The 22,974-nt window shown below is 48.9% G+C and carries 21 protein-coding genes; 10 read left to right on the forward strand and 11 right to left on the reverse strand.

Annotation, left to right across the window (positions count from 1 at the left end; translation table 11 throughout):
* Window positions 1–1,188: an aminotransferase class I/II-fold pyridoxal phosphate-dependent enzyme gene (locus H6624_08060; protein ID MCB9084286.1), complete on the forward strand. Its 1,188-nt coding sequence runs from the start codon at window positions 1–3 to the stop codon at window positions 1,186–1,188.
* Between the two features lie 2 nt (window positions 1,189–1,190).
* On the opposite strand, the gene H6624_08065 is transcribed toward H6624_08060, so the two are convergent.
* On the reverse strand, window positions 1,191–2,666 hold the full coding sequence (locus tag H6624_08065; protein ID MCB9084287.1) for a RimK family protein: 1,476 nt from the start codon (window positions 2,664–2,666) through the stop codon (window positions 1,191–1,193).
* A 29-nt stretch (window positions 2,667–2,695) separates the two neighbouring features.
* Here H6624_08065 and H6624_08070 point away from each other — a divergent pair, with 29 nt between their 5' ends.
* Window positions 2,696–3,829: a GNAT family N-acetyltransferase/peptidase C39 family protein gene (locus H6624_08070; protein ID MCB9084288.1), complete on the forward strand. Its 1,134-nt coding sequence runs from the start codon at window positions 2,696–2,698 to the stop codon at window positions 3,827–3,829.
* Between the two features lie 3 nt (window positions 3,830–3,832).
* On the opposite strand, the gene H6624_08075 is transcribed toward H6624_08070, so the two are convergent.
* Window positions 3,833–4,696 carry an aspartoacylase gene (locus tag H6624_08075; GenBank protein ID MCB9084289.1) on the reverse strand — a complete coding sequence of 288 codons (864 nt, stop codon included), beginning with the start codon at window positions 4,694–4,696 and terminating at the stop codon, window positions 3,833–3,835.
* Window positions 4,697–4,912: 216 nt separating this feature from the next.
* Here H6624_08075 and H6624_08080 point away from each other — a divergent pair, with 216 nt between their 5' ends.
* From H6624_08080 to H6624_08090, 3 genes are all read left to right on the forward strand, one after another.
* A complete protein-coding gene (locus H6624_08080; protein ID MCB9084290.1) occupies window positions 4,913–5,299 on the forward strand; it encodes a hypothetical protein in 387 nt (128 codons plus the stop codon).
* A 154-nt stretch (window positions 5,300–5,453) separates the two neighbouring features.
* Window positions 5,454–5,936 (forward strand): hypothetical protein, encoded by a 483-nt coding sequence (locus H6624_08085; protein MCB9084291.1) that lies wholly within the window; start codon window positions 5,454–5,456, stop codon window positions 5,934–5,936.
* 17 nt (window positions 5,937–5,953) lie between these two features.
* Window positions 5,954–6,607 (forward strand): hypothetical protein, encoded by a 654-nt coding sequence (locus H6624_08090; GenBank protein MCB9084292.1) that lies wholly within the window; start codon window positions 5,954–5,956, stop codon window positions 6,605–6,607.
* Between the two features lie 10 nt (window positions 6,608–6,617).
* Here H6624_08090 and H6624_08095 read toward each other — a convergent pair whose 3' ends face one another.
* Entirely contained in the window at window positions 6,618–7,358 is a 741-nt protein-coding gene (locus H6624_08095) for a matrixin family metalloprotease (GenBank protein ID MCB9084293.1), read from the reverse strand.
* Window positions 7,359–7,460: 102 nt separating this feature from the next.
* Complete coding sequence (locus H6624_08100) at window positions 7,461–9,233, reverse strand: hypothetical protein (GenBank protein MCB9084294.1); 1,773 nt, start codon at window positions 9,231–9,233, stop codon at window positions 7,461–7,463.
* 302 nt (window positions 9,234–9,535) lie between these two features.
* On the opposite strand from H6624_08100, the gene H6624_08105 reads away from it, so the two are divergent.
* Together H6624_08105 and H6624_08110 are read left to right on the forward strand one after the other, a co-directional pair.
* Window positions 9,536–10,924, forward strand: coding sequence for a hypothetical protein (locus H6624_08105; protein MCB9084295.1), 1,389 nt, complete (start codon window positions 9,536–9,538; stop codon window positions 10,922–10,924).
* Window positions 10,914–13,055 carry a hypothetical protein gene (locus H6624_08110; protein ID MCB9084296.1) on the forward strand — a complete coding sequence of 714 codons (2,142 nt, stop codon included), beginning with the start codon at window positions 10,914–10,916 and terminating at the stop codon, window positions 13,053–13,055. The genes H6624_08105 and H6624_08110 overlap by 11 nt, the downstream gene beginning before the upstream one ends.
* A gap of 15 nt (window positions 13,056–13,070) precedes the next feature.
* Here H6624_08110 and H6624_08115 read toward each other — a convergent pair whose 3' ends face one another.
* Complete coding sequence (locus tag H6624_08115; GenBank protein MCB9084297.1) at window positions 13,071–14,321, reverse strand: hypothetical protein; 1,251 nt, start codon at window positions 14,319–14,321, stop codon at window positions 13,071–13,073.
* Window positions 14,322–14,552: 231 nt separating this feature from the next.
* On the opposite strand from H6624_08115, the gene H6624_08120 reads away from it, so the two are divergent.
* A complete protein-coding gene (locus H6624_08120) occupies window positions 14,553–14,963 on the forward strand; it encodes a VOC family protein (GenBank protein MCB9084298.1) in 411 nt (136 codons plus the stop codon).
* Between the two features lie 104 nt (window positions 14,964–15,067).
* The gene (locus tag H6624_08125) at window positions 15,068–15,223 is read left to right on the forward strand and encodes a hypothetical protein (protein MCB9084299.1); all 156 of its coding nucleotides are present in this window, start codon (window positions 15,068–15,070) and stop codon (window positions 15,221–15,223) included.
* A 15-nt stretch (window positions 15,224–15,238) separates the two neighbouring features.
* Here H6624_08125 and H6624_08130 read toward each other — a convergent pair whose 3' ends face one another.
* The 4 genes from H6624_08130 to H6624_08145 form a co-directional block, all read right to left on the reverse strand.
* A complete protein-coding gene (locus tag H6624_08130; protein ID MCB9084300.1) occupies window positions 15,239–17,311 on the reverse strand; it encodes an amidohydrolase family protein in 2,073 nt (690 codons plus the stop codon).
* Window positions 17,312–17,880: 569 nt separating this feature from the next.
* A complete protein-coding gene (locus H6624_08135; protein MCB9084301.1) occupies window positions 17,881–19,017 on the reverse strand; it encodes a site-specific integrase in 1,137 nt (378 codons plus the stop codon).
* A gap of 10 nt (window positions 19,018–19,027) precedes the next feature.
* Window positions 19,028–19,225 (reverse strand): helix-turn-helix domain-containing protein, encoded by a 198-nt coding sequence (locus tag H6624_08140; protein MCB9084302.1) that lies wholly within the window; start codon window positions 19,223–19,225, stop codon window positions 19,028–19,030.
* The gene (locus H6624_08145; protein ID MCB9084303.1) at window positions 19,225–19,611 is read right to left on the reverse strand and encodes a hypothetical protein; all 387 of its coding nucleotides are present in this window, start codon (window positions 19,609–19,611) and stop codon (window positions 19,225–19,227) included. The genes H6624_08140 and H6624_08145 overlap by 1 nt, the downstream gene beginning before the upstream one ends.
* A gap of 179 nt (window positions 19,612–19,790) precedes the next feature.
* Between H6624_08145 and H6624_08150 the strand changes: the two genes are divergently transcribed.
* Entirely contained in the window at window positions 19,791–20,405 is a 615-nt protein-coding gene (locus H6624_08150; GenBank protein MCB9084304.1) for a hypothetical protein, read from the forward strand.
* Between the two features lie 495 nt (window positions 20,406–20,900).
* Here the strand turns inward: H6624_08150 and H6624_08155 are convergent, their stop codons facing one another.
* Window positions 20,901–21,977 carry an HNH endonuclease gene (locus tag H6624_08155; protein ID MCB9084305.1) on the reverse strand — a complete coding sequence of 359 codons (1,077 nt, stop codon included), beginning with the start codon at window positions 21,975–21,977 and terminating at the stop codon, window positions 20,901–20,903.
* A 1-nt stretch (window position 21,978) separates the two neighbouring features.
* On the reverse strand, window positions 21,979–22,623 hold the full coding sequence (locus tag H6624_08160) for a hypothetical protein (protein ID MCB9084306.1): 645 nt from the start codon (window positions 22,621–22,623) through the stop codon (window positions 21,979–21,981).
* Window positions 22,624–22,974: the final 351 nt, after the last annotated feature.

Here is a 22,974-nt window from a genome sequence, read left to right on the forward strand (position 1 = left end):
ATGTCGCGCGAAATGTTTAGCTTACTGGAAAAGGAAATGGAAAACCTTCATACGGCTGGTCTCTTTCATGATGAATACGAGACTGGAGTTCGCGATCAGGGATCGGTCCAGGTCGACGGTCAAACTTATATCGATCTCACATCACAGGACTACCTAGGTTTGGCCCTGGACCCGGCTGTAAAAAAGGCAGCCCAATTAGCCATTCAAGAGGATGGTGTGAGTATGGGTTCTCAAAGATTTATCACTGGCACCCACCGCATTCACCAGGACATGGAAAGGGCAATTGCCAATTACTTTCAAATGTCCGACGCGGCCTTGTTTGCGACTCTTTACCAGGCCAACATTGGACTCTTCGAATCCCTACTGACACATCAAGATTTCATTTTCTGCGATCTCTTTTCCCACCCCTCCGTGGTCGATGGCGTCCAGCTGACCAAAGCCAAAAAGTCCTTTTACGCCCGCAACGACCTGGAGGATTTGGAGGACCAACTTAAGAGGTCGCCCCAGGCCCGCTTCCGCGTGATCATTACCGAAGGGGTTTTTGGCAATGATGGTCAGATTGCCCACCTCGATGGCATATGCAATTTGGCCGATGAGTACGACGCTATCGTTGTTGTTCACGACAGTCATGGAGTTGGTGTGATTGGTGAAACCGGCCGTGGCAGCGCCGAGGTTCACGGAGTTCTCAAGCGGATCGATTTGCTCACCGCAAGCTTTGGCGTGGCCCTGTCGGGGGTGGAGCTGGCTTTTGTTACTGGGCAAAAAGACATTATCCGCTGGCTGAAACAAAAGTGTAAGTCCTATGTGTTTTCCACCAGCCCTTCACCTCCTACCGTAGCGGCGGCGCGTACGGCCCTGGACCTGGCCGACCAGGGACAAAAACGACGCCAGGACCTGGAAGAAAGAATTCAGTACTTCCGCTCCAACCTTAACAAAATGGGTTTTCGTGTGATCAAAAGCACCCATCCTATTGTGGGAATCGCCAGCCACGACGCGGTTAAAACCCAAAGGGTCATTGATTCCCTCTACAAGGACCAAGTATTCGCCATTGGTCTCTGCTACCCCGTCGTACCCAAAGGTTTTGCACGAATACGTGCCCATATCACCGTTAGCCACAGTATGGAGCAACTCAATCAAGCCTTGGAGGCTTATGAGAGAGCTGGAAAGAAACACAAAATTCTGCGCTAACTCTACCGTCCTTCAAAGCGGCGGTAGAACTCTTCCATGATCTTGGCGTAGAGATCATCCCCCAAATACCGATCCTCAACTCCCGCATCAATATTGGGATTGTCATTGACCTCAATGACATAGACTTCACCATTGCTTTCTTTCAAGTCGACGCCATAGAGACCATCGCCAATAAGACCCGCAGCCTTTAGGGCCACCGACACCACCTTCTTAGGGGTCTCGCGGATGGAAAGAGCCTGATCGCCTCCCGAGACGACCTTCTCTCCCTTTTCACTCTTTTCCCTCTTGTAGATTTGCCAATGGTTTTTACTCATCATGTAGCGGCAGGAATATAGGGCTCGCTTATTCAGAATCCCAATTCTCCAGTCGAATTCTGTGTACATATACTCCTGAACGAGAATCAAAACGGACTTCTCAAACAACTCCTCTGACCTCACCCTAAATTCGGCTTCGTCGTTGACCTTGTAGATACCCATGGAGAAGGAACCATCTGGAATTTTCAACACCATGGGAAAATCCAAAACCTTGTCCTTAAGAAATCCAGATACCTTTTCCTCATCAAGAATAAAGGTGCGCGGGGTCTTGATCTTATTGGCCGCCAACAGCTCATGAAGGTAAACCTTGTTACCGCATCTGACGATGGAAGTGGGGGCATCGATGACAACTAGACCCTCACTTTCGGCTGCGCGAGCAAAGGTATAAGTATGATGGTTGATGGCCGTTGTCTCGCGAATAAATAGACCATCGTATTCACCAATGCGGGACAGGTCCCGCTTGTCGATCACTTCCGCATTGATGTTGTAATCCTTGGCCGCGCGAATGAGTTTTTTGATCGCCCCCTTATTTGAAGGCGGCATTTTTTCCTCTGCATTACATAAAATCGCCAAGTCATACCGATATTGCTTCTTGCGTCGGGGTTTTCTCCATACTTTGGCATCGAATTTCTCAAGGGAGGAGGCAAACTCGTCCTCGGCCTTTTCCCCTAGCATGTGGATTGACCCTGGCCGGATGCTGGAGACATGCCACTCATTGTTCCCTTTGGCAAATCTCACGTTGAGGATGGGAAAAGGGAAGGATTCGAACAACCGCCAACCTAAATCCGAGAACTCAGTCAGGGTCGTTTGGCCAAAGAATATATCCAAAGTGAACTCTTTAACTTCAGAGGACTTCTGCTTGGTAAAGACCTTGTTTAGAGCAGGTTCAAGATCCTCTGCCTGCAATCCATAGATGGCTTTTTTTCTAAGGTCGTTAATGGCCTTCACGCTGGGGATAACCTTATGTCCCCGGGCCTCAGCCATGAGGGCCGTATAGTAGCCACGAGAGAGGTAGCGATAGGATCGACAAAGATTTATCACCATTGCGGGATTACCTTTGTCTGAGCCCAGAGCTACATATTGCTCAAAGGTCAAAAGGTTTTGGCTTGGATAATAGGGCTCCCAATCCTTAAGTCGATCTACAACCACGTAAACAATTGCCATCAAACAGACCCACACGGTAGAAAGTAGAAATGAAACTCAATTTTCGGCAAGCCAGGCTGGGGGATCTCACTTCTCTTATAGAGATCGAATCTCTTTGCTTTAAGTCCGACCGGCTTTCACGGGCCAGTTTTCGCCATTTCATTAAGTCTGACAAGTCGGATCTTTTTGTTGCGCTTTCCCATGATCATTCCATCGTCGGCTACTTTTTGATCTTTTACCGCCGTGGCACCACCCTTGCCCGTCTCTACTCCATTGCCGTTCACCCAAGGTACCGTGGCAAGGGCCTTGGCGGTTTGATTTTGGAGGAGGCTGAAAACGCAGCTCGGGAAAGGAAAAAGAGCTGGTTTCGCCTGGAGGTTCGACCAGACAACAAAAGGGCAATTAAACTCTATAAGACCAGAGGGTATCGAAAATTTCGCGTAACTCCCGCCTTTTACGAAGACCGAACGGAAGCCCATTGCTATGAAAAACGCCTCCTCCCCCTTCAACTGGGCACGACCACCAAGGTTCCCTATTATCACCAAAACACAGAGTTTACCTGCGGGCCGGCCTCCCTTTTAATGGCCATGTCCGCCCTGTCAAAAAAGATCAAACCCTGCCTAGAGGAAGAAATGGCGATTTGGCGGGAAGCAACAACCGTCTTTATGACCTCGGGTCATGGAGGATGTGGCCCCCGTGGGCTTGCCCTTGCCGCCCACCGGCGAGGTTTCAAATCTGAAGTTTGGGTTTCCCACGCGAATCCATTGTTTTTGGATGGCGTACGCAGTGAAAAGAAGAAAAAGGTGATCGAAGCTGTCTACCAGGTTTTTGAAAAGCAAATTTCCAAAAGCCGGATTCCAATTCGTTGCCAGCGCTTATCAATATCTGACTTGGAAAAGGCACTGCGAAATAATCGAATTCCCCTAGTCCTTATCAGCTCTTACAAACTGGTTCGCTCAAAGTCTCCCCACTGGGTCGTTCTTGCGGGATTTGATGAAGATCACTTTTATGTTCACGATCCAGAGCTGGAGCTTGAAATCGAGCCTCACCCGCATCCGGAGACAAGTCCCGCATGGCTCAATGTTGCCTTTATGCCGGTAAAAAAGTCTGAGTTCATTAAGATGGCCAGGTATGGAAAATCCAAAATTGAATCCGCAGTCTTTGTCTCCAAAAAAGGCCGCTGACCACTAAGGAAAAGCCACCTTGACCTTACGAGTCGCCATAAAAGCCACCTGTTGAGGTAGGTAGGCGGCCTCATTGATAAAGACCGGGTAAATCTCTTCTTCTTGCCAACAGATAACCTCCCCGTCTGATTGAATAAAAACTGGCATCCCATTCCTCAAGACGGAATAGTCTCCGCCTACCAGATCTGGATGTATCACACAGGGAGGGTGTTCATGCGGCACTTGGGGAAACCTAATGATCCTCTTCTCTTGGTACAAGTCGAGTTCAGCTGGTGGCTGCCGCTCCTTATCAGACTCCATGTCGGCTAGAGCCTGCAATACACGATGTACGGCCATCTCAGTCAGCTCAATCCTGCGACTATCATAGACGTTTTGGGCCACCGGCCCTACTTCAATGATGATTCCATGAGGAGCTATGGACTCCACAAATACACAGTCCCCGTCCAAATCAGCGTTCATGAGAATCCGGCTATTTTCCGTATTCAGACTGGCACTTTGAACAACCCGAGCCGACAAGCCATCCATTCTCGACAAAACAAAGGTCACGCCCATGTTGGATGTGGTGGTGTGGAGATCAATCAGAAAATAGGGCTCGCTATCCGACCAATTTTGAACTTGCTCGGTTAGCTCCCGGGCCCGGCTGAATTCATAGTCATGTGCTTGGGCTTGAGTTCGATGGCCAAAACTTCGATTGAGGTCACTATCAATAAATCGACGGTTTTCTTCGGTTGCCCTAGGGTTAGCCAACAAAAATAGGTACTCGTGATCAGCCGGTAAGCCCTTGCCCTGAGTGGCCAACCACTTTTTTATCAAGTAGACGCCCGTCTTCTCATTACCGTGAGTTCCCCCCACCAGAACCACCTTCATTTGGCCTCCCAACCAATCATTTCAATACTTTAGAGGCTACACGTGAGGACAGCCCAGATCCAGCGGAATTCACATCCTAGCCGGGAGAATTTACCAAACCCCGCAATTTTACCCAAGGCCAAGACCTGTAAACCCTCCAAGTCAAGGCAAAGGACTGCGGTTTTTGCCACCCATTGATAAAAGCGGACCAACCTAATCGTCGAGGAGAACGGGCTTATGGCAAAGACTCTATTATTGTGTGTTTTCGCTCTACTGATCCAATCAGGTGCTCAGGCGGAAGTGAATTACTGCGGCAAACTCACCAGTGTTGGATATGAAAACGACATCTGGACCAACTACCGCATGGGAATCCTGAACAAGGATCGTCGGGAGCCCCAGTACGTGACTGTTAAAGACGAAGCAGCTGTTGCCAAGGCCATGGAACTTGTGGCCAAGAACAACCCCGATTACCCGGCCGATTACACTTCTTTTGACTGGCGGGCCAAAGATGACCAGAACAACAGTTACTGGGTTTGCATCAAGGGGAGCGATTTCCCCGACTACGGCCCCTTTGTTCAGGAAGTCACGTCCATGACTTTCTGGCATAACGGCGTCAAACAGTAAGAGATAACGAGCCTTCCATATATATTGACTGATATGAATGGGCACAAAGTGATCAACGCTTTGTGCCTTATTTTTTTTCGTAACTTTCTCCCGTCACCCTCATACCTGTGGGTGAGAACAATTATCCAAAGTCATTTTGGACAAGGGAGGAATCATGAAAGCACTTTTAAGTTTATCGTTTCTATTTTTGGGCTGGACCACTTCTGCGGGAGCCAGCGAAATCCAACCGGATCGCAACGTGGCCGAGTACAATTTGGGCACTGCCGCGTTAGGACTCAAGGGCTTTGACCCCGTCTCCTATTTTGCTGAAGGAGGAAACCAACCACTGCAGGGAAGCCCCGAACTCTCCGCCAGCCATGATGGGGTTCAATACTTTTTTGCCACAGAAGAAAACCGGGAACTGTTCGTCGCCAATCCCCTAAAGTATGAGCCTACCTACGGTGGCTGGTGTGCATGGGCGATGGCCAATGGCAGCCGGGTTGATATTGATCCCACCATTTACACGATCAATGGCAACCGCCTGCACTTTTTCATCGCTCAACGGGCCAAACGCAACTTTGACCGCAACATTCCCCACTACGAAAAATTGGCCGACGACACTTGGTTTCAATTTTCTGGTGAGGGCCCACGCTTCTAAAAAGGCAGGCACCGACCATGACACCCATCCGTTACCACCTTTCCCTAATATCCTTTCTTCTAATCATGGTGGGCTGCAAAGCCCACCACGATATCCCCGCCGATGACGGCATGGGATTTGACAAGACCACAGAGAGTCTGGACTTCGCCACCACCTCTTCTGAAGTTTTAGACAGGAGCTGTGTCAGGTGTCATGAGCACTACAGTGACTACGATTCGGTTGTGCGTGAACTCAGAGAGATTGGAACCTCTGTACGCGCCGGCCGAATGCCAAAAGATGGCCCGGCCCTTTCGCGCCGCCAGCGAGAGCTTCTTCTCTCTTGGGTGGATGCCGGTGGTCCCCGCGAAGTTGGTGACCTACCCATTGACATCCCTGAGAGGAATTTACAGCCCACATGGGAATCCCTATCGGAAAACCTCTTTCGCCCCCATTGCGTTGTTTGTCACAACCCCAATGGTCAGGTGAAATATCTGGATTTTTCCAGTTACGACTCCACGATGTCACAAAGCAAATTGTTATTTAATCATCCGGAAGCCGAAAAGACCTATTTGATTCAGGTGATTTTAGATCCCTTTGAGCCCATGCCGCCGAAGAACTCCCGAGTTAAGAGATTGGATCAAGAACAACTCTCGACTCTTTTGGAGTGGATTCGGCTGGGATTTCCCGAATAAGCCGTTTGTTTTATTTGGGTGGGACTGACGACATGGGACCAATCAAGGCTTGAGCCCGGGCGGTGGCAATTTGCTGTTCACTCAATTGAATAGCCTGTGACGGATCGCCACTTGGGCCCATGAGATTTCCAGAGATTTCTTCGTGACCTAGGCCCAAGCTGTGTCCCAGCTCGTGAGCAAGAATGTTATAGTGAGTTTCATTTTGTCGGTTAAGTTCTGTGTAATAGGCTGTGCCGACTCCACCCATGTATAGACCGGCGGCGCCAAAATTGAACTTGCGAATGATTGCCACCTTCCAGGTCAGGGAATCAGTCGTCGGCGGGGCAATGCGCGCCAGGACTGGTTTGATTTCCTGAGATCCTAGAAGTTCACTTCCGGCTGGAAACTCCTGAGCCGTGACGTATTTGGTTTGGATATCCGTAATCTCAAATTTAATTCCTGCCTGCTGCCAAATGGCATTGGTCACATCAAATGCCTCCAAGACCTGTTGATCTGAAAATGTGGCGCCAAAGGAGGGTGCGGCCTCAAACTCATAGAGATAAACTTGAACCTTAACGGCGATCATTCCAGGTATCTCTTCGATGGGGATTTCCACCCCTGGAGGCTCTCCGCCCAGGTCTTCTCCGCCCTCCTGCTCATAGACTTGACCCTCCTGGCGAGGCTGGAAGTCCTGGAATCCACTACATCCACTTAGAATGAAAAGAAATAGGCTTGCGACAACAGGTAGCCGAAGATGTAAGTCCGTACTCATCGGTTTATCCCCCTTTGATGTCTCAGTAACCCCTGGTGTCTCAAAAAGTTGCAGACTTTTCAGGGCCGATCGACGTCTCAATTTGAGACAGCGGCTGTATCCCTAGTTTTTTCGTGGAATACAGAAGTAGTTCACGCTGATGGCTGGGTTGGTGCCATTTTTGCGTGGATAAGGATAAATGGTGCGTGTGCGGGTGGTGTACTCAGAGTTGACCTCATAACCCGCCAAAGAGGCGCACTTGTGCCAACTAAGTCGATCACAGGGGCTATTGGGATCATCAATTGCTGGCCTCAGCCCTTGCCCGGATATCGCATGAAAATAGCGAAAACCCGCATGATAGGTGTTCCAACCCGTAGCCAGCAGATCCTCATCCGAAAGAGCTGATTCCTCTGTGAAGATCACGAGAATCCCCGCATCACAATACTTCTTAAAGACCTGGATCATCTTCTCATTAGATTGATTTCGAACTTCATGAAAACCATTTCCCACCACCATCACTGCTCCCTGGGGCTTACAACCTGCCCGCATGATGGCGTCGATGAGGATTTCGGGCTCGCCAATATCTGCCCTGCGAACAAAGCGCATATCAGCCGGCAGTTCACCCCGACTCCGTGCCTCCTCAGCTCGGGCGATGGCCGCCTCCTCTAGATCGGCACCAAAATAGTGCACAGTCTTGTCAGGATGTTTTTTGTAGTGCTGGCGGGTTGCTTCACCTTGGCCGACGGCATGTTCGATGTACACGTCATAATCAAAGCCCGTTGCTTCACAGTACCGGGACAGACTCTCATTGATCAGATGAAAGGTTTTGGCGTTGGCCTGCTGACTCGCGACGACGTTTGCCCCACGAGACACCCACACCTCGGTCTTTTGACCTTTTAACAAGGTCGTATGATGAGCCATATAAGAGTGATAGGCGTGAATAATTCCGTAGGGTCCTGGTGCCCGGGCAAATACTCGGTCCCCAAGCAGCGTTACGGCGTCGTTGTCAGCAATCAGTCCGGCTCGTCGCAGGCAACTGAGTTGATTGGGAGTCAGGCCTGGGACTATCTCTTGGATATAAGTCTCATACTTTAGCTGAGAAGTGAATCCTTGGGTCCTTAGCGCAATCACCAAAGGTACAATGCGAAATCCAAGTTCGATATCATTTAGTGTAGGATACCAGCCTTCACTGTCCGAGGGATGGTTCGAAAGCTGAAAAAATTCATTCACTTCATCAGTGCCCGATCCGAGCGCCAAGCCCTGGCCAATCTTCTCCACCATATCCTCACAAAATCGTCTGTCCAGTGGCGAGATCTGGGAAAAAATATTCTGCGCCCAGGGGCGAGAGTTGAGTGCATACCCTTGGGAGGACAAAGCGAGAATGCCACGCGAATGGAGCATTATTAAATCCTGCTCCAGCTGGGCAGAATCCAGGGCGAATTTCTTGGCTAAGCCCTCGGTCGTGAGCGGCTTGTTTTGCTTAAAGGCTTCGACCAAGCCCAACTGATGGAAGGAATTCAGGATGTGCCTGAGAGTCCACAGGTCCGTTCCGGAAGTGACCCCCGCTGTATTGACGATATTGCGGACAACACTCAAGGCCCGGTCTACGCTGACTTCATCACTGTCTTCCCATCCGTGACTGGCCTCAAGCATATAGCGACATTGGGAAATGAAATTCAGAATCTCCAAGCCATCCAAAAACAAGTGCGGCACCTGCTCCAGAAAGAGTGAAAAGGCCTGTTCGGATAGAATGGGAAAGCCGCTGGAAGAAACTGATGATTCACTGGCAAGAAGGTTCGTCCACAGTTCCCTCTGGTCACGTGGCCAAACCACACTCCAACTTGCGATTCGCTCTTTAAGATCTTCATTCACGATCAAATTACTTCCAGGCGCCAACCTGCCCTCCTGGGAGATGGAATCAATTGGGTGATACCTATTTTATCGGAGGCCGGATAAGGAAATTCAAGGCAACCCCTCCCATTGGTGGCCCATGATGCGATCCGCATTGCGACAGAAGACTTGAGCAACTGAAAACCTTCCTGGACCTTTGGCCAATTTACTCGACCAGACCTAAACCCTGCATTCCACCACTTCCGATAGGCTTTTGTCTGGCATTCCTCGACTAGAGGATGGCTAGAAATTGAAAGTCGGCTGCCCTGACTCGAAGACATCGAAGGCTCGCTGCAAAAAGGGGGAGAATGAGTCAGCTGCGTTGGGTACACATCATCGGCCATGGCTGCGGTTATTTGGCTGTCTTTCTCATGTCCAAGCCGGGAGCGGCGGAGGAAAGATCCTATTCTCTCGTGGGTTCCTTTGAACAGTGGCACTACACCAGTTCAGACAAAGCCTTTTTCCGCGACGACCAAGTATCCAGCAACACTTCTGTTCTAGGCGTTGACTACCGGTGGGCCGAAAACCCCAGCTACCTTGTCGATTTATCCTATATATATAGTGGTGGGGAGCAAAGCCACAATTTCCACCTGCGCGACATTTACTACCAAACCCAGATCCTGGACACTCAGACCTATTGGGGATTTAAGAGGCACACCTGGAGCCAGGCCGACCAAACCTGGGAACGAGGACTCTGGCAGCCCCGCTTTTTCTGGGACAAGCTGCGTCCGGAACAACAAGGAATGCTCGGCATCCACATAGATAAGGAAATTGGCAACAATCACCGACTTTACATTTTGGTGAGTCCCTTTACCATTCCTGAGTTTGGTCCATCATTTGACATCAACTCAGAGGGGCAGTTCAAATCCAAAAGTCCCTGGTTTCGTCCACCACCACGAACCACCGAATTGTTTTCCCAGCAAGTGGTCAACTACTACTCCCTCAAAGATCCGGACAAGGAAAGAATGATAGGTAGCCCCACTTTTGCTATTCAGTGGTCAAGCAATTGGGATGATTTTCAGTGGAGTGCCTCTTACGCCCATAAACCCATGAATCAAATTATGCCGGCGGCTTCTACCACTCTGGATCTCCCCAGTAACCGCATGGACGTGACTTCAGAAGCCAACCTTCGTTATCACCACATCGGAACCCTTGAAGTTGGCATGGCCAACTTAGATGGGTGGCAGACCTGGGCGTCTATCATCAGTGACGATCCTCAACCCAATGACTTCCCGGACACATGGATCACGCAAACCGTGGACCGGGCTTTTGTTTGGACCGCTTACGTTGGCTATGACTTTGAAGGGGAGGATAACCAGAATTCTCAGGCCTATGTCACTTATAGCTTTGTCGACGGTGGCGACGCACGAGACCAGGGCGAATTTGCCAAAGACAACAGCTACTATGAACATCGTTACCAGTACACCAAATCCCTGCGCCTGGGATACCAAGGACAAATCCCCGGATGTCCGGAGAAATCTATCACCACCAACACCAGCATCACCTATGACGCCGACCAAATGGGATTGGCCTTTCACTCCTGGTGGGGGTGGACCTTTCGCGAACAATGGACAGCAACCTTTCAGGCTGATCTCTTAGGAATTGTTAGTGATAAACCCGTGAAGTCTGAGGGCGGAGTGATCCGCGACTACCGCGCAAACGATCGCGTTAGCCTGGGGGTATCCTATGAGTTTTAGGAGAGCCCTGTGCCTAGCAGTTTTCACCCTCCTCATTTCCGGAACTTTGACCTTCAGTCTGGGGTGTGTGAACGAGAATCAACCCTATGTTCAATTTACCAGCGTGACCATTCCAGGCAGTCGTATTTGCGTGGATCACTTTGCTGACTCCATCGAGCGCTATGTCTACGCCAAGTTCTCTGAGCAAGAAGTGGTCGAGTTCTGGGACTGCTTGAACAACGCCGTTCAGCTCTTGAACAAGTACGTTCGGGGTGAAGAGCAGCATCGCTTCCACAAAAACGAATTAAGGGACTTCCTTCAGCAGTACTTTATGACGGATCGAGAGATTAGCGACAGCTTTCTGGTTGAGATTATGCGGGTCAAAACCCTGTTGCTCGGAGGAGATCTCACCTACATGACCAAAGTGCAACTGGATGAAATGCGCGGCCTATTTGAACAGGCCAAACAAATCACCCTTGACCTCTATCCACACATGTCGGTCATCAATCTGCCTTTGCAGGACAAAAACTCGGACACCAGCCACCATCCCCCTGTAGACGCGGCTATTGCCCTTCTCAGCAAGTCATTGGTTCAGATTGGACAGATGTTTAATAAGTACCAGGGGAACTACGAGTTTTCAAATTTGGAACGCTTGGTCTCCGAGGTGGACGACTTTCTCATTTACGAAGACCCGATTGACCGCTTAAAAAAGTTCAGCCTTTACGTGCCCATTTTGGCCCATGCTAAGGGGCTTCTATTGGGCTCAGGTCATGAATCAATTCTGAGCCACCAATGGGTTGATCTGTTCGATCTCGCCGGACAGGCTTATGGTATCACCATTCGCTTCACTGCTCATATCCTTGACGAGGATTTCACGCAAGGGGAACCCCTGCATCAGGTGGACCAGACCGTCAGTGATCTCTCACGCATCCTCATTGAGGGATTACGGCGCCATCAGGATTTCAAGTTTTCCCACGCTGAGATTGAGGGCCTGCTGTCCACCTTACCTGCGGCGGATTTGCTTCCGGAAGATTTTGACGTGTCTACCATTCTCGCCACCTGGAAGATTCTCGTCGATAAACTGCTGGCCAGCGGCATCAGCAATAGCGACGGATTTAGCATGAGGCATATGGAAAACCTCTTGCGCGAGTATGATCAGTGGTTTCAACCCCAGATCGAAATCAACAAGATCTTTACCTCGATTGTCGCTTTACCCAGTTGCGGCTCCCCTCTGCTGAGGTTTCCAAAATCCGACTATGGCTTTGAGGAGATGAAGCGCATCACGGACTGTGCCCCCTGGGCGGTGAGGCAGGATGAAGACTACCGTCTTTACCTGGACTACAACAACTATAGTCACATCCCGGAGCGCTTTTCCGTGTCGACTCTCAACTGGCAAAGGGCTCTGGTTCACCTATTGGCCAATGCCTACGCGACTGATCCCACAAGACAGATGAACCGCACTGGCCTGACTGAAAAGGAGCTGGGTCGGGTCTATCGGGATTTGAAACCTCTACTGGTCGCTTTGGAACTTGTGGATAAAAATGATGACGACTACTACAAGGATATCGTCCGCGACACCCGCTTTTTTATGCCTCAGAGTAACGGCAACGACATCGTCGAGTTCACCGAAGGGGTCGAGTACTATTACAATGTGCTTTCGGGCACCGAAATCACTCTTAAAATGGTCGAGGACCTAAAAACAGCCTGTGACTTTAAAGAAAGCATGGGTGAACGCTTTGGTGCGCCCTTTATTCAAGGCGATTGTGTGAGAAAATTTATCGGCCAGAACTTTGCCCTGTACTACCACCACCTGCCAGAAATGGTAAAATTCCAGCAAGGCCTGAGTTCGAAGGAGTGGGACAAAATGCTCTCCAAGGCCTTTGTCGCCTTAGGTCTAAAAGACGATGAACTGGAATACCTTTCTCAAGCCAGACTGGTGGAATTATCTGTATTTCTACAATATGTGGAAACTTTTGTTCTGCGCTTTGACCATAATCAGAATGGGAAACTGGCCGGATCGGAACTCACCGATGCCGTTGACAAGGTAGGAGGCTCCTGGGGCTCTCTGCTCAGCATCGGTGCCACCTTCTTTAGCTTTGATCGAGCCGAGCTCATCACCTTGTTTGCCGACATGAAGTGGTTGGTGGAGTAAACCCGGCCCTCTCCTCTAGTTCACATTCAGATAGGCATCAATGTAGGCGCGGGGAAGTCTTTCACTCAACTTTGAGTCCCTCTCCAAATCCCGCGCCACGTCTTGACGAAAAAGACCCATAATCGAACCCATATTGGTCAGCATCTTGCGAAAATCCCCTTCACTGATAATCAACTTGAGTACGCTGGGCAAGGCATCACGCAGTCGTTCAGCCAAATGGTCAAGCCCCTCTTCTCCGGCAAGGGCAGCCACTTTGGCTTCAAGACCCGAATCATCTGCGTAGGGGACTAGCGCAGCGGCAGCAAAAACACCAATTGGGATGCTCCCCTCTTCATAAGCTAGTAGGACTTCTCTCACTGACTGGGATACGGCCTCAACCGGCATTCGTATACCAATGTGACTTTCCTGACGACATTCATTCAGCTTTGAATCAGAGCGTGTTCGCCACCTCAGATTCTCCGAGTTCTTCACCGGAAAGCCAATTTCAAAACCCTGGGGATCTTTGGCTTCAGTATCGTGAAGGGCCATCGACAAAATATCGCCTTTGAACTTCTTAAACAGTCCGCCCAATCGATCTTCTCCCCAAGATTTCAACTGCCTCCTGGGCACTCGGATGTGTCCAGCTGCGAAGGCATCGGTGAGAAAGTGATCGCCAAAGGCATTTAGGTACAGGGCCTTACGCAAGTGGAGATCGCTGCCTTCTAAATCTCCTTGAGCACGTAACTCGCCAGCCAGTTTGGCCTCATTGAGAGCCTTGGTGTGCGCCCGCACATAGGCCTTCATGTTGTTCCATCCGAAATGTTCGATATTAGCCATTACCGTCTGTAGGCTATGCCGACTGTTAAAGAAGATGGCCCATTGGCAATGAGGATAATCCACTTCTGGTTTTTCCCTTTGCTCCTCGTGAACCTTTCCCTGTTTGTCTATGCACTTGAAAATGCGCTTCATCCCACCATTTGAGATCTCAGTATTCCCGTCCTCTTCCCAGGCCAGCTCTTCTTCCAGATAAAAGTCACCCAGCGTGAGAACTTGACCGTAGGTCAGGGAGAGCTTTTTATCTTTGCGGGGAACCTTGGGTCCCTGGCAGTAGACATTGGTCGACTGGGTTTCAGCACAGGCCTCAGAGAATCCCTGATCACCCAAATACCAGTGTTCGGCTCCGGACCAAAGAACACCAGGAGAATGCTCTGACGGACAAGTTTGGCCATGGGCCACTGAAACAAAGACCAGTCCAATCAGCACCGAGAACAGAAGATGTCGTCGCATAGATGCACTCCTTTGAATTTCCGAAAGACCAACGACCGGAAAAGCATAGGATCAACGACTCATCGACTTTGGATTGAGGATGCTTTAGTCCTGGAGACTGACTTTTGTGTGAGAACAGACTTTGGACCTAGGCCTTTGGAAGGGGTTTCCAAACTCTGGTCCTAATGTGCGGCGCCGACCCGAACTGGTTTTTGGCTGGGCCGCCGCGGTTGAAAATGATAGAAAATGATCATGATTACATCGCTCAATCATATCACCATTGCTGTTCGCGACCTAGAAGGGTCATTTTCTTTCTACCAGGATGTCTTGGGTTTTAAGCCCATCTTGCGCTGGAAGGGTGGTGCCTATTTTCTTGCGGGTGATTTGTGGTTTTGTCTCGATCTTGATTCATCGACTCGCAAAGAAGCCCTGCCTGAGTACACCCATATTGCCTTTACCATTTCACAGAGTGACTTCCCAAAGATGGTAACACGCATCCGCGAGTCTGGTGCCAAAGCCTGGAAAGAAAATATCTCAGAAGGTGACTCCTTTTACTTTCTCGACCCCAACGGCCACAAACTGGAAATTCATGTGGGAGATTGGCGCTCGCGCCTGCAAAGTGCGCTTGAGAACCCCTGGGATGTGTCAGTAGAGATTCTCTGAAGTGCCGAAAAAATATTTCTCCTTCGATAGGGATGTAATTCAATTACCCACCAATCGTCAATATTGTCACCTCCTCCGCTCAACTCAACGACGGGCCTGAGGTCATGGCGACCATGACAATTGGCAAAGCCTTTCTCGCCCACAGCTTGGACCCTTATCCCGGTCAAAAAAACGAGATCCGAATTATTTTTCCCGATCAGACTACCTACAAGTACTCCGACCGGGCCGCTCCGGACTGGTTTGGTTTCATTGAGAATTGATCTGACCCGATTCTCTCATTTTATATTCAGGTTCAAAAGCCTTGAGGCATTTTTGTACATGATGAACTCTCTGAAGTGGGTATGATTCTTGGTTTCAGCATTGACCTTAGCCCGCAAATTCTCTAGGCCCTTGGCGTAGTATTGGCTCTGACCTGACTCTGGGAGATAGAGTCCCAACTCGGGGCTTTGCACGTCAGTTCCCAAGAGGACTCTTTGAAAGATGTTGTTTTGTACCAGTTGGTCTTCCGTAGGGAAATTTACACCTAGCTCGGTTTCACAGTAGAGGTTGTTAAATTTCATCATCAAATCAATGGGGCAGGAATGGGCAAAAACAAAGGTGGTGGCTGGGTTTTTGGTGATCGCATCTTCCAGTTCTCTTCGTCCCAGGTCCACCGTAGTGCCATAGTCAAAGTCGTAGTGAAAGAGAACTGGTACCTTGAACTCAGAGGCAATTTTATAAATCTCCATCATTATGGGGGTGTTGGCTGGGGTTTTGGTGTCCTTAGGCATATTCCTTAGGTCCAGCTCCCCTATCCCCTTCCAGAAGCCCTTTTGCAGAAGCCCTTTTACATAACCAGGGGCCCGAGGGTCGGCCGGATCAAAGCCCCCAATAAAGGGAATAATCTGATCTGGGTATTTTCGATAGAACTCTTCAATCCACTGATCGTGATCTTGGGAGTAGGTGGGAAGGTTGCCGCCCAGGTTACCCTCCTGGTTTTCTGGTTTGTGTTTGGCGTGGAGAGAAAGAATCGTTTTAACCACAAAAGCCTGCTCCGAGGCCTCCATGAGATTGGCAATATACTGTTCGTTGGCTGCCTTGCCCAGTGAAGGAATAATGTGAGCGTGAAGATCAATAATTGGCAACCGATCCATCTTGAGGATTCTCTGCCCGTTACCGTGAGTAATCATATCGCGGTATTTGTAGTTGCCGCCCGTGTTATTTATGACCGCAGTCCTCAAAATTCCGATTCCTTGAGAGTAGGAGTATGATCCACCCGGAAAGAAAAGCTGTAGATTGTTATTCTGAATATCGGTACCAAGAATAATCCTGTCGAACATCTTTAGCTCCGACAGTTGGTTGTAGCTGGGAAACTCCATGGCGGGTTCGGTTTCGCAGTACAGATTTGAATACGGCTCAAGTAGCCCGAGAGGACAAGAGTGAGCAAAGATAAAGGTGGTCTCGGGATTTTTGGTGATGGCATCGTCAAGTTCGGCAAGTCCCACCGACTCTGGAACTCCATAGTTCATGTCGTAATGGATTAAAACCGGCACCTGATACTTGGCCGCAACCTGGTAGATTTTCATCATAATCGGAGTGTTAGCTGGAGTTTTGGTATCTTTAGGTTGATTGCGCAGGTCGAGCTCACCAATTCCGAACCAGTCGCCAGATTTAAGCATTCGTTCCACATAGGCGGGGGCCTGGGGATCTGCCGGATCAAAACCGCCCACAAATGGTATGATGTGCTCTTTGTTGGCCTGATAGAGTTCAGAGATCCATTGGTCATGAGAGGGCGAATACTTAGGCTGTCCAGTTGCCTGAATGTCGTGTTGATGTTTGGCATGTAGAGCTAAAACAGTCTTTGAAACTTTAATATTCGCTTTCTTGGTTTCAGCAATCAACTTGGCAATATAGGCCTGATTACCCGCTTTGCCCAACGAGGGAACAATATGGGCGTGAAAGTCGATTATAGGAGGAACGCCTTGCCAGACATCCCGCACAACATTCGTGCAGGCGGGTGGATTGTCAGCCCCGTTTTTACAGCTATCAAAGCTGCTGCAGTCCGGATAGTTTTTGGCTCCATTCAAACAGACATTGAAGGTCGTACAAGAGGGATAGTTGTTGCCCCCGTTTTGACAGACATCTTTTGGGGGCTGCTGAGGTAGACTGCAGGTTGGAAAGTCCATGGCACCGTTGGGACATTGGTTACTGCCAGGATTCCCGGGGTTTTCAGGGCTGCCAGAGGAACAAGTTTTCCCTTCGCAAGATGCTTGCGATTTGAGGGGAACGGGAACCCCGGTGCATGACTGAAGAAGGGCGACCAAGGCGCAGGAAGCCAACGCCAATAGATGACTCGAAACAGATTTCATATCACTCCCAACCGTGACAACGAATTCTTTAACCTACCAATTTGTAAAGGGACTAGTTGATGTGGTTACCCAACGTCAGCTGACTTACAACCCCGATCTGTCGACCCACGGAAGGTCTGAATGAACGACTACACCGGTCCTTGGTACCTAAAAGAGGCAAAGGCCGTACCAGGCCAAATAGAACGGACTGGGCGACCAGCCCTAGGGAGTGTCGAAGGTTTTATCAGGATTCTGAGCATTTAACGAGTGTGAACCGAATTTACGGCGGAGTCCGGATTATTCGCTCCCATCCTGGTTGCTCAGCCTCCTTTCAGTCGGCAACTAAATTTTTAGCATCCTGCTAAAAAGTGTAAAGTATGTCTCCGGAATGGACCTTTGGATCCGACTACTACCTTTAAACTGAAAAAGTGGACTTTCGCTTGTTCTCGCGCCGTGCGATTGGCACGGACGCGCTAACTGCACTCGTTTTCCTATCCAGTTTTCAGTCGCGCCTACGTCGCTTTGAAAACTGGAGGTTTCGTCGCACCTTGAAGAAAAACAAGGGCTTGGAGACCTCGGGCACCCAACCTTCACTCAGATCCAAATAGCTTCACTACTCGTCCCATTGCATCGCTTGGCGGCAGAAATTTTAATCCCTCGGTTGCTCCAGCAACACTCGAACCAGCCAACCTGAGGTACCTCTCCATGACCTGGAGTGATTTCCACCCGAAAATCTGCATAACAATTACCGGTGCAACGCCATCACGCAAAAGGGCTGTACAGGCGCAACTTCTGAGGGAGTGAAACCTTATTGAAGGCAAACCTACGCCCACACAAAACGCCCTGAGTACCTCTGCCTGCCGTCCATCCTTCCACGCCTGAAACCTCGGGAGAACGAATTCTGAGCCCTTACAGATGCCCTTCAGTTCCTTAAGGAGAGAGGCAAGTTCTGAGTTTATGGGCACAGTTCTCCAGTACCTTCCCTTGGTCGGCCCAAACCCGGTCTTGTTGGTCCAATTCTCGTGAACAAAGATAACAGCGCCTTCCATGTCCACATTTTGCCACCTCAGCGAGATAAGCTCGCCACTACGCATTCCCGTGTGGAGCGCTACAGCCCAGACTGGGTACCAAGGGTGCTTGAGTTCCTTTGCTCGCTTCAAGAGAGTCCTTACCTCCTCAATGGTTAAAATTTCGGGCTTCTTTTCTTCTTCTTTCCGGGTGGCCCTATAACCCTCAGTAGGAAGGCTAAATGACTTGGGAAGCGCTCCAGAAAGCGCAGCCCACTTCAATACAGAGTCGATCGCCGATCGCAACTTCTTCTGGCGTGAGATTGACAAAGAAGACTCCACCTCATGCAACCTTCTCCAGACCTGAGCCTTATCCAGCCTATTCACAGGAAGACTCATCCAGTCCGAGGTGTGTTTATGAATGACTGAAAGATAATCAGCCAGGGTTCTCACACTAATTCTCGATGTGAAAATACAATCCCTCCTGACTGAAAGCTCCCACCTCTCGACCAACGTTTCCCATTTTTCCTGGTCATTTTCTCTCTCGGTGACGAGCCTCAACACCAACTTCTCTAGCCTCCTTTCAATTCTTTTAGCCTCCTGCAAAGTATGTATTCCTGTTTTGGTCTTTCTAACCGTAACCGCAGGATTCTTCTTACTAGTTCGAACAACAGAGGCTCGAAAGAGCCTCTTGCCATCAACGAAATACTCTCTAACCATCGTCAAGCTCCTACATTTTAGAGTTTTCGATGGCTCGCATGAGCTCATATTGATCAACGTATATTCTTCCCAAATACTTTCGGCAAGGTAACTTTCCTCTGTAGATCAGGGCCCTCACAGCGGCTACTGATCGCCCTAGCAATTTGGCGGTTGTCTTCACATCAATCCAACGATTTCCCTGCATTCCGGGCGGAAGTGATTCGCCCATCAGAATTCTCTTTTACTTGGGAAATAGCCAACTGTTTCAATAATACGAATTACAAACTCAACCACATGCTCTCTTTTCACCCAAGGTATCCAAAAGTCTTTTTTGGGATCAATCTTGGATTTTTCCTTTATGAGTTCAAATACGTGAACATACTGTTCTTTAATCGGGCCACCGGGCCTATCTCTAAAGCCGGCCTCATCAATCTTGTGGTATACCCAGTGAGGGCCCTTTTCGCTGGAAATCCTTACCCTGAATTTTTCCCTCAGAAAGTCAGCGATTGTTGCTGGCGAAATCAGCTTGTTTGGAAATTTGGCAAGTAACGCCGTTTCAAGTTTGTGCCGGGACTGGCGCACTCGGTATTTACGTCCCTGTGTTTCTACGTCCATGGATTGCCTCCGGACAGTTACGCTCGAAGAAGAGCCCATTTAACAAATTGCCGACCAGAAAGATCGGCACTACATATCTTGTAACATTAACCATTTGATAATGTCAATAGTCGATATTTGACATTAGATTGCATTTTTTGTATCATTCAGTTAAATAGAGATAAATGCAGAGGATTGCTATGATAAACGAAATTGTTTACCGAAAAGTGGACCTTGAGAAAATCAAGCAAGACTTGGGCTCCGGAGCAAAGGCCATGATCCGGCACCTTTCCAATGCCAAACAAAAAACAAATAGAATCTCCGACATGTACGTCTTGGCAAGTCGATGTAAGGAAAAGGAAGGACTTGGCAAAGAAGTCAAAATTCCGGTGCGAGAGTTTTTTACTCGTCTTGCAGACCTCCATTACGGGAAGGTCGTAGGAAGGCAGTTTGAGTGGAGCCCTAGCGCCCTAATGGTTCTTGGAAGCCTTGAGAATAATCCATCTCCCAGGGCTCAACACACAGTTGGTCAGATCGATAGGGCTAAAGCTTCAGCCGTTCGAAGACTAAGAAGGCATGTTGATGGCATTTACAAAGGAAATTTGGCCTCTCTCGCAAACTTGATATACGACAGCAGAAATCCATGTGCAATTGATTGGAAACACTCGATTTCGGTTGAAGACGGAGGTCCCATTTTGGTGGGAATGATTGGGCCAGAAAGGGTACACAGTAAACAGGCGCTCGAAAAAATAATGGCCCACCTTCGGTCGTACCTAGATGAGTATGAGCAACAACTGACCAAATCACTACCCTAACAAATGCGCTCTTCAATTGCCCGAGGCGCACTTCAAGGTGCGCTCTAGTACAGCTCAGAGGCGACTTGCCAGGCGGTCAACGTCGCCGCCTTTCCTAAACTCCTCTCGGCCGCATCTCATAAGCTCTTGTTTTTGATAACCTTTTCCATGCATCCAAATTCGCATAATTAAGCGTTATGCGATTTTCGGGCTTTTACGCTGATACGGTTCAATTTCCCGGAGCTCTCACAGAGAGAGCGACGGATGATTACCTGCTAAGTGGTACGAGTCTCGTTAACCCACAATGCGCCTGAGCGCTTGTGGCAATAAAGATATTGCCTTTTGGGAGTGAAACGAGGTCGATGATAGAATGATTGACAAATGCATTCATCAACTCCGGCTCTTCGCATTCCTTTGTGGTAATGCTCAAGCCGAAAAAATCGAATTTAGTTTACCATAAATCAGTTAAAAAATCCAAAAAGAGCTAACATCAAAGTCAGAAGTCAACATAGTTCATCACGACTGCCCAGCACTACACTCTATACTTTCTATCGACGATACGGTTGGTTTTGAGATGACTTTGTTCTGCGATTTATACGCCTCACTCCAAAAATCCTTGAGCCTCCTCTTTCCTTCAAATGCAGACTCCGCTTCACCTCTCTCGCCATAATCGCCTAGATGGAAGTGAACAAAGTGCTGAGATCTTCCATGAAATTCAATGCCAGCAACCGTCCACTTCCCATCATCTCTTTCACACATCACCAAAATTAGTGTTCCTTCATTTATTAACTCATAGTCGCAGATCAACAGCCTTGGGCTCCAATCATCTAAATCGCTATAAGAAAACTCCAAACCCGGCTTAAGCTTCTGAAAGTAATCAGAGATTGGGTTGATACCGGTCTCCTCGGGACTACATGGGAACTTGTCTCTGCCTCTCCAAAAGAAACTGGCGCAACCAGGAGTGCAGGTCAACTCAAGTCCCGGTTCTCCAGCTAGTCCAACTTCCCATTTTTGTAGCGGTTTATAGACTCTAGATCCAAACGACTGTATTGGTTTGGCTCCTGGCTTGCTAGGCTTCTTCTTTAACTTTGCCCAAGCCGACATCCGAACTTTGCAATTGTGAGCTTCCTCTGGCGTCACAGACCGCATCCAGGCATAGTTTGAACCCGTCGCCAGGCCATTTAGCATAGATGGATTTTCAAGAAATGCATCGATACTGCCGCAAAGATACTCAATCTTTTTCCTAGTGACTGGGTTCTGTAACGAGTTTTCAAGTCGGGTCAACCATCTCAGGTTTTCCGGCCGATTATTCCGACAGTTGGTGTCGATATGATCAACTACATATTTGGGATCTGGTGGATCGCCATGAAAAGCGGTCGCAACAATCCTGTGTACCCTCACGCCGGAAAACATCAAATATGCATTTTGCCTATTCGGTTTTCCAAATGTCCACTTGTTGTCGTTGGGACGAGATCTACCGCCCGGTCTTTCATGTCGGAGAATAGCTCCATTGTCTCTAACTGAATATCGCTCACCTTCAAACACACATTCTATTTCGACCGAATACTCATCCAACAAATTGACTGCCTCCATTTTACAAATTCCTGTTTGGGTTCAGGTGTCCTACAATTTCAGACACCTCCTTTGGTTGAACCCGTTGAGCAAGCGTTTTCGCAAACTTCTTGGAAAACCATTCAGGTCTTTCGTAGCTAAAATTGATGGTTGCCAGGCATATGGTAGTCGCTTGAGAGCAAGGCACCTCGTCATTCATCGCCAAGCTTCTACCTATAAATCGGACGGCCTCCATTACAGCAGCCGCTTTATCCGCATCATTGCATCTCGATAGGTTGAGTGCAGAAATTAGGTGGGCAGCAAGCGCGTTCGTCTCTTCCTCTGCGCGCTTCAAATCAGCACTAAATTTTGATGGGTCAGGAGATTTCAAGAATTCTTCAGATACATTCCTGGTTTCGTGAACATCGTTTGAGAGCTGGTTCACTGGCGAGACTATTTCAGAATAAACCTGATTGAGTTTCACCTCTGCCTTCAAAAAATCTTCGTCGGTCCAACCCGTCGGCAGTCTAGTCGCCGCCTCTACCAACTGGTTTATCTCCTGCAAACTCTTTTGGTGATGCTTCCAGGGTTCAAGTTGCCATTTTCGGATCAGCTGATCTCCTTTGCGTTTCAACCTCTCCTTTTTTCTATATCTAGCCTGCTTTTCCGCATTCGAATTCGTTTCCACAACCGCCTCCCTTGGTCTCGTTACTTCTCAAGAAAGTAACATAACTAATTTAAAAACAACCTGTCAACCGACGCAGTAGCCTTGATAAGGCAGAGCATTAGCGTGTTGGTGCGATGCGAAATATATTTTCGGATCAACTCAAATGAATCGAAAACTGAGATTTCGTGATTCAGTCAACCTAGTGAGAAATCAAGTGGACCACCCGGCTCAATGGAACAGCTCCAAGCTCAAGAAACAGAGGCCCAAGAATAGTCAAAAATAATATACCCAGGCCAAATGATGATAGGGACAGTTCAGTTCCATAAGGTTCAAGGTCGCCCAAATTTCTCCCTTCATATAAATACATCAACT

The sequence above is a fragment of the Pseudobdellovibrionaceae bacterium genome, assembly GCA_020635075.1.
In the GTDB taxonomy this organism is placed as follows: Bacteria; Bdellovibrionota; Bdellovibrionia; order Bdellovibrionales; family UBA1609; genus JADZEO01.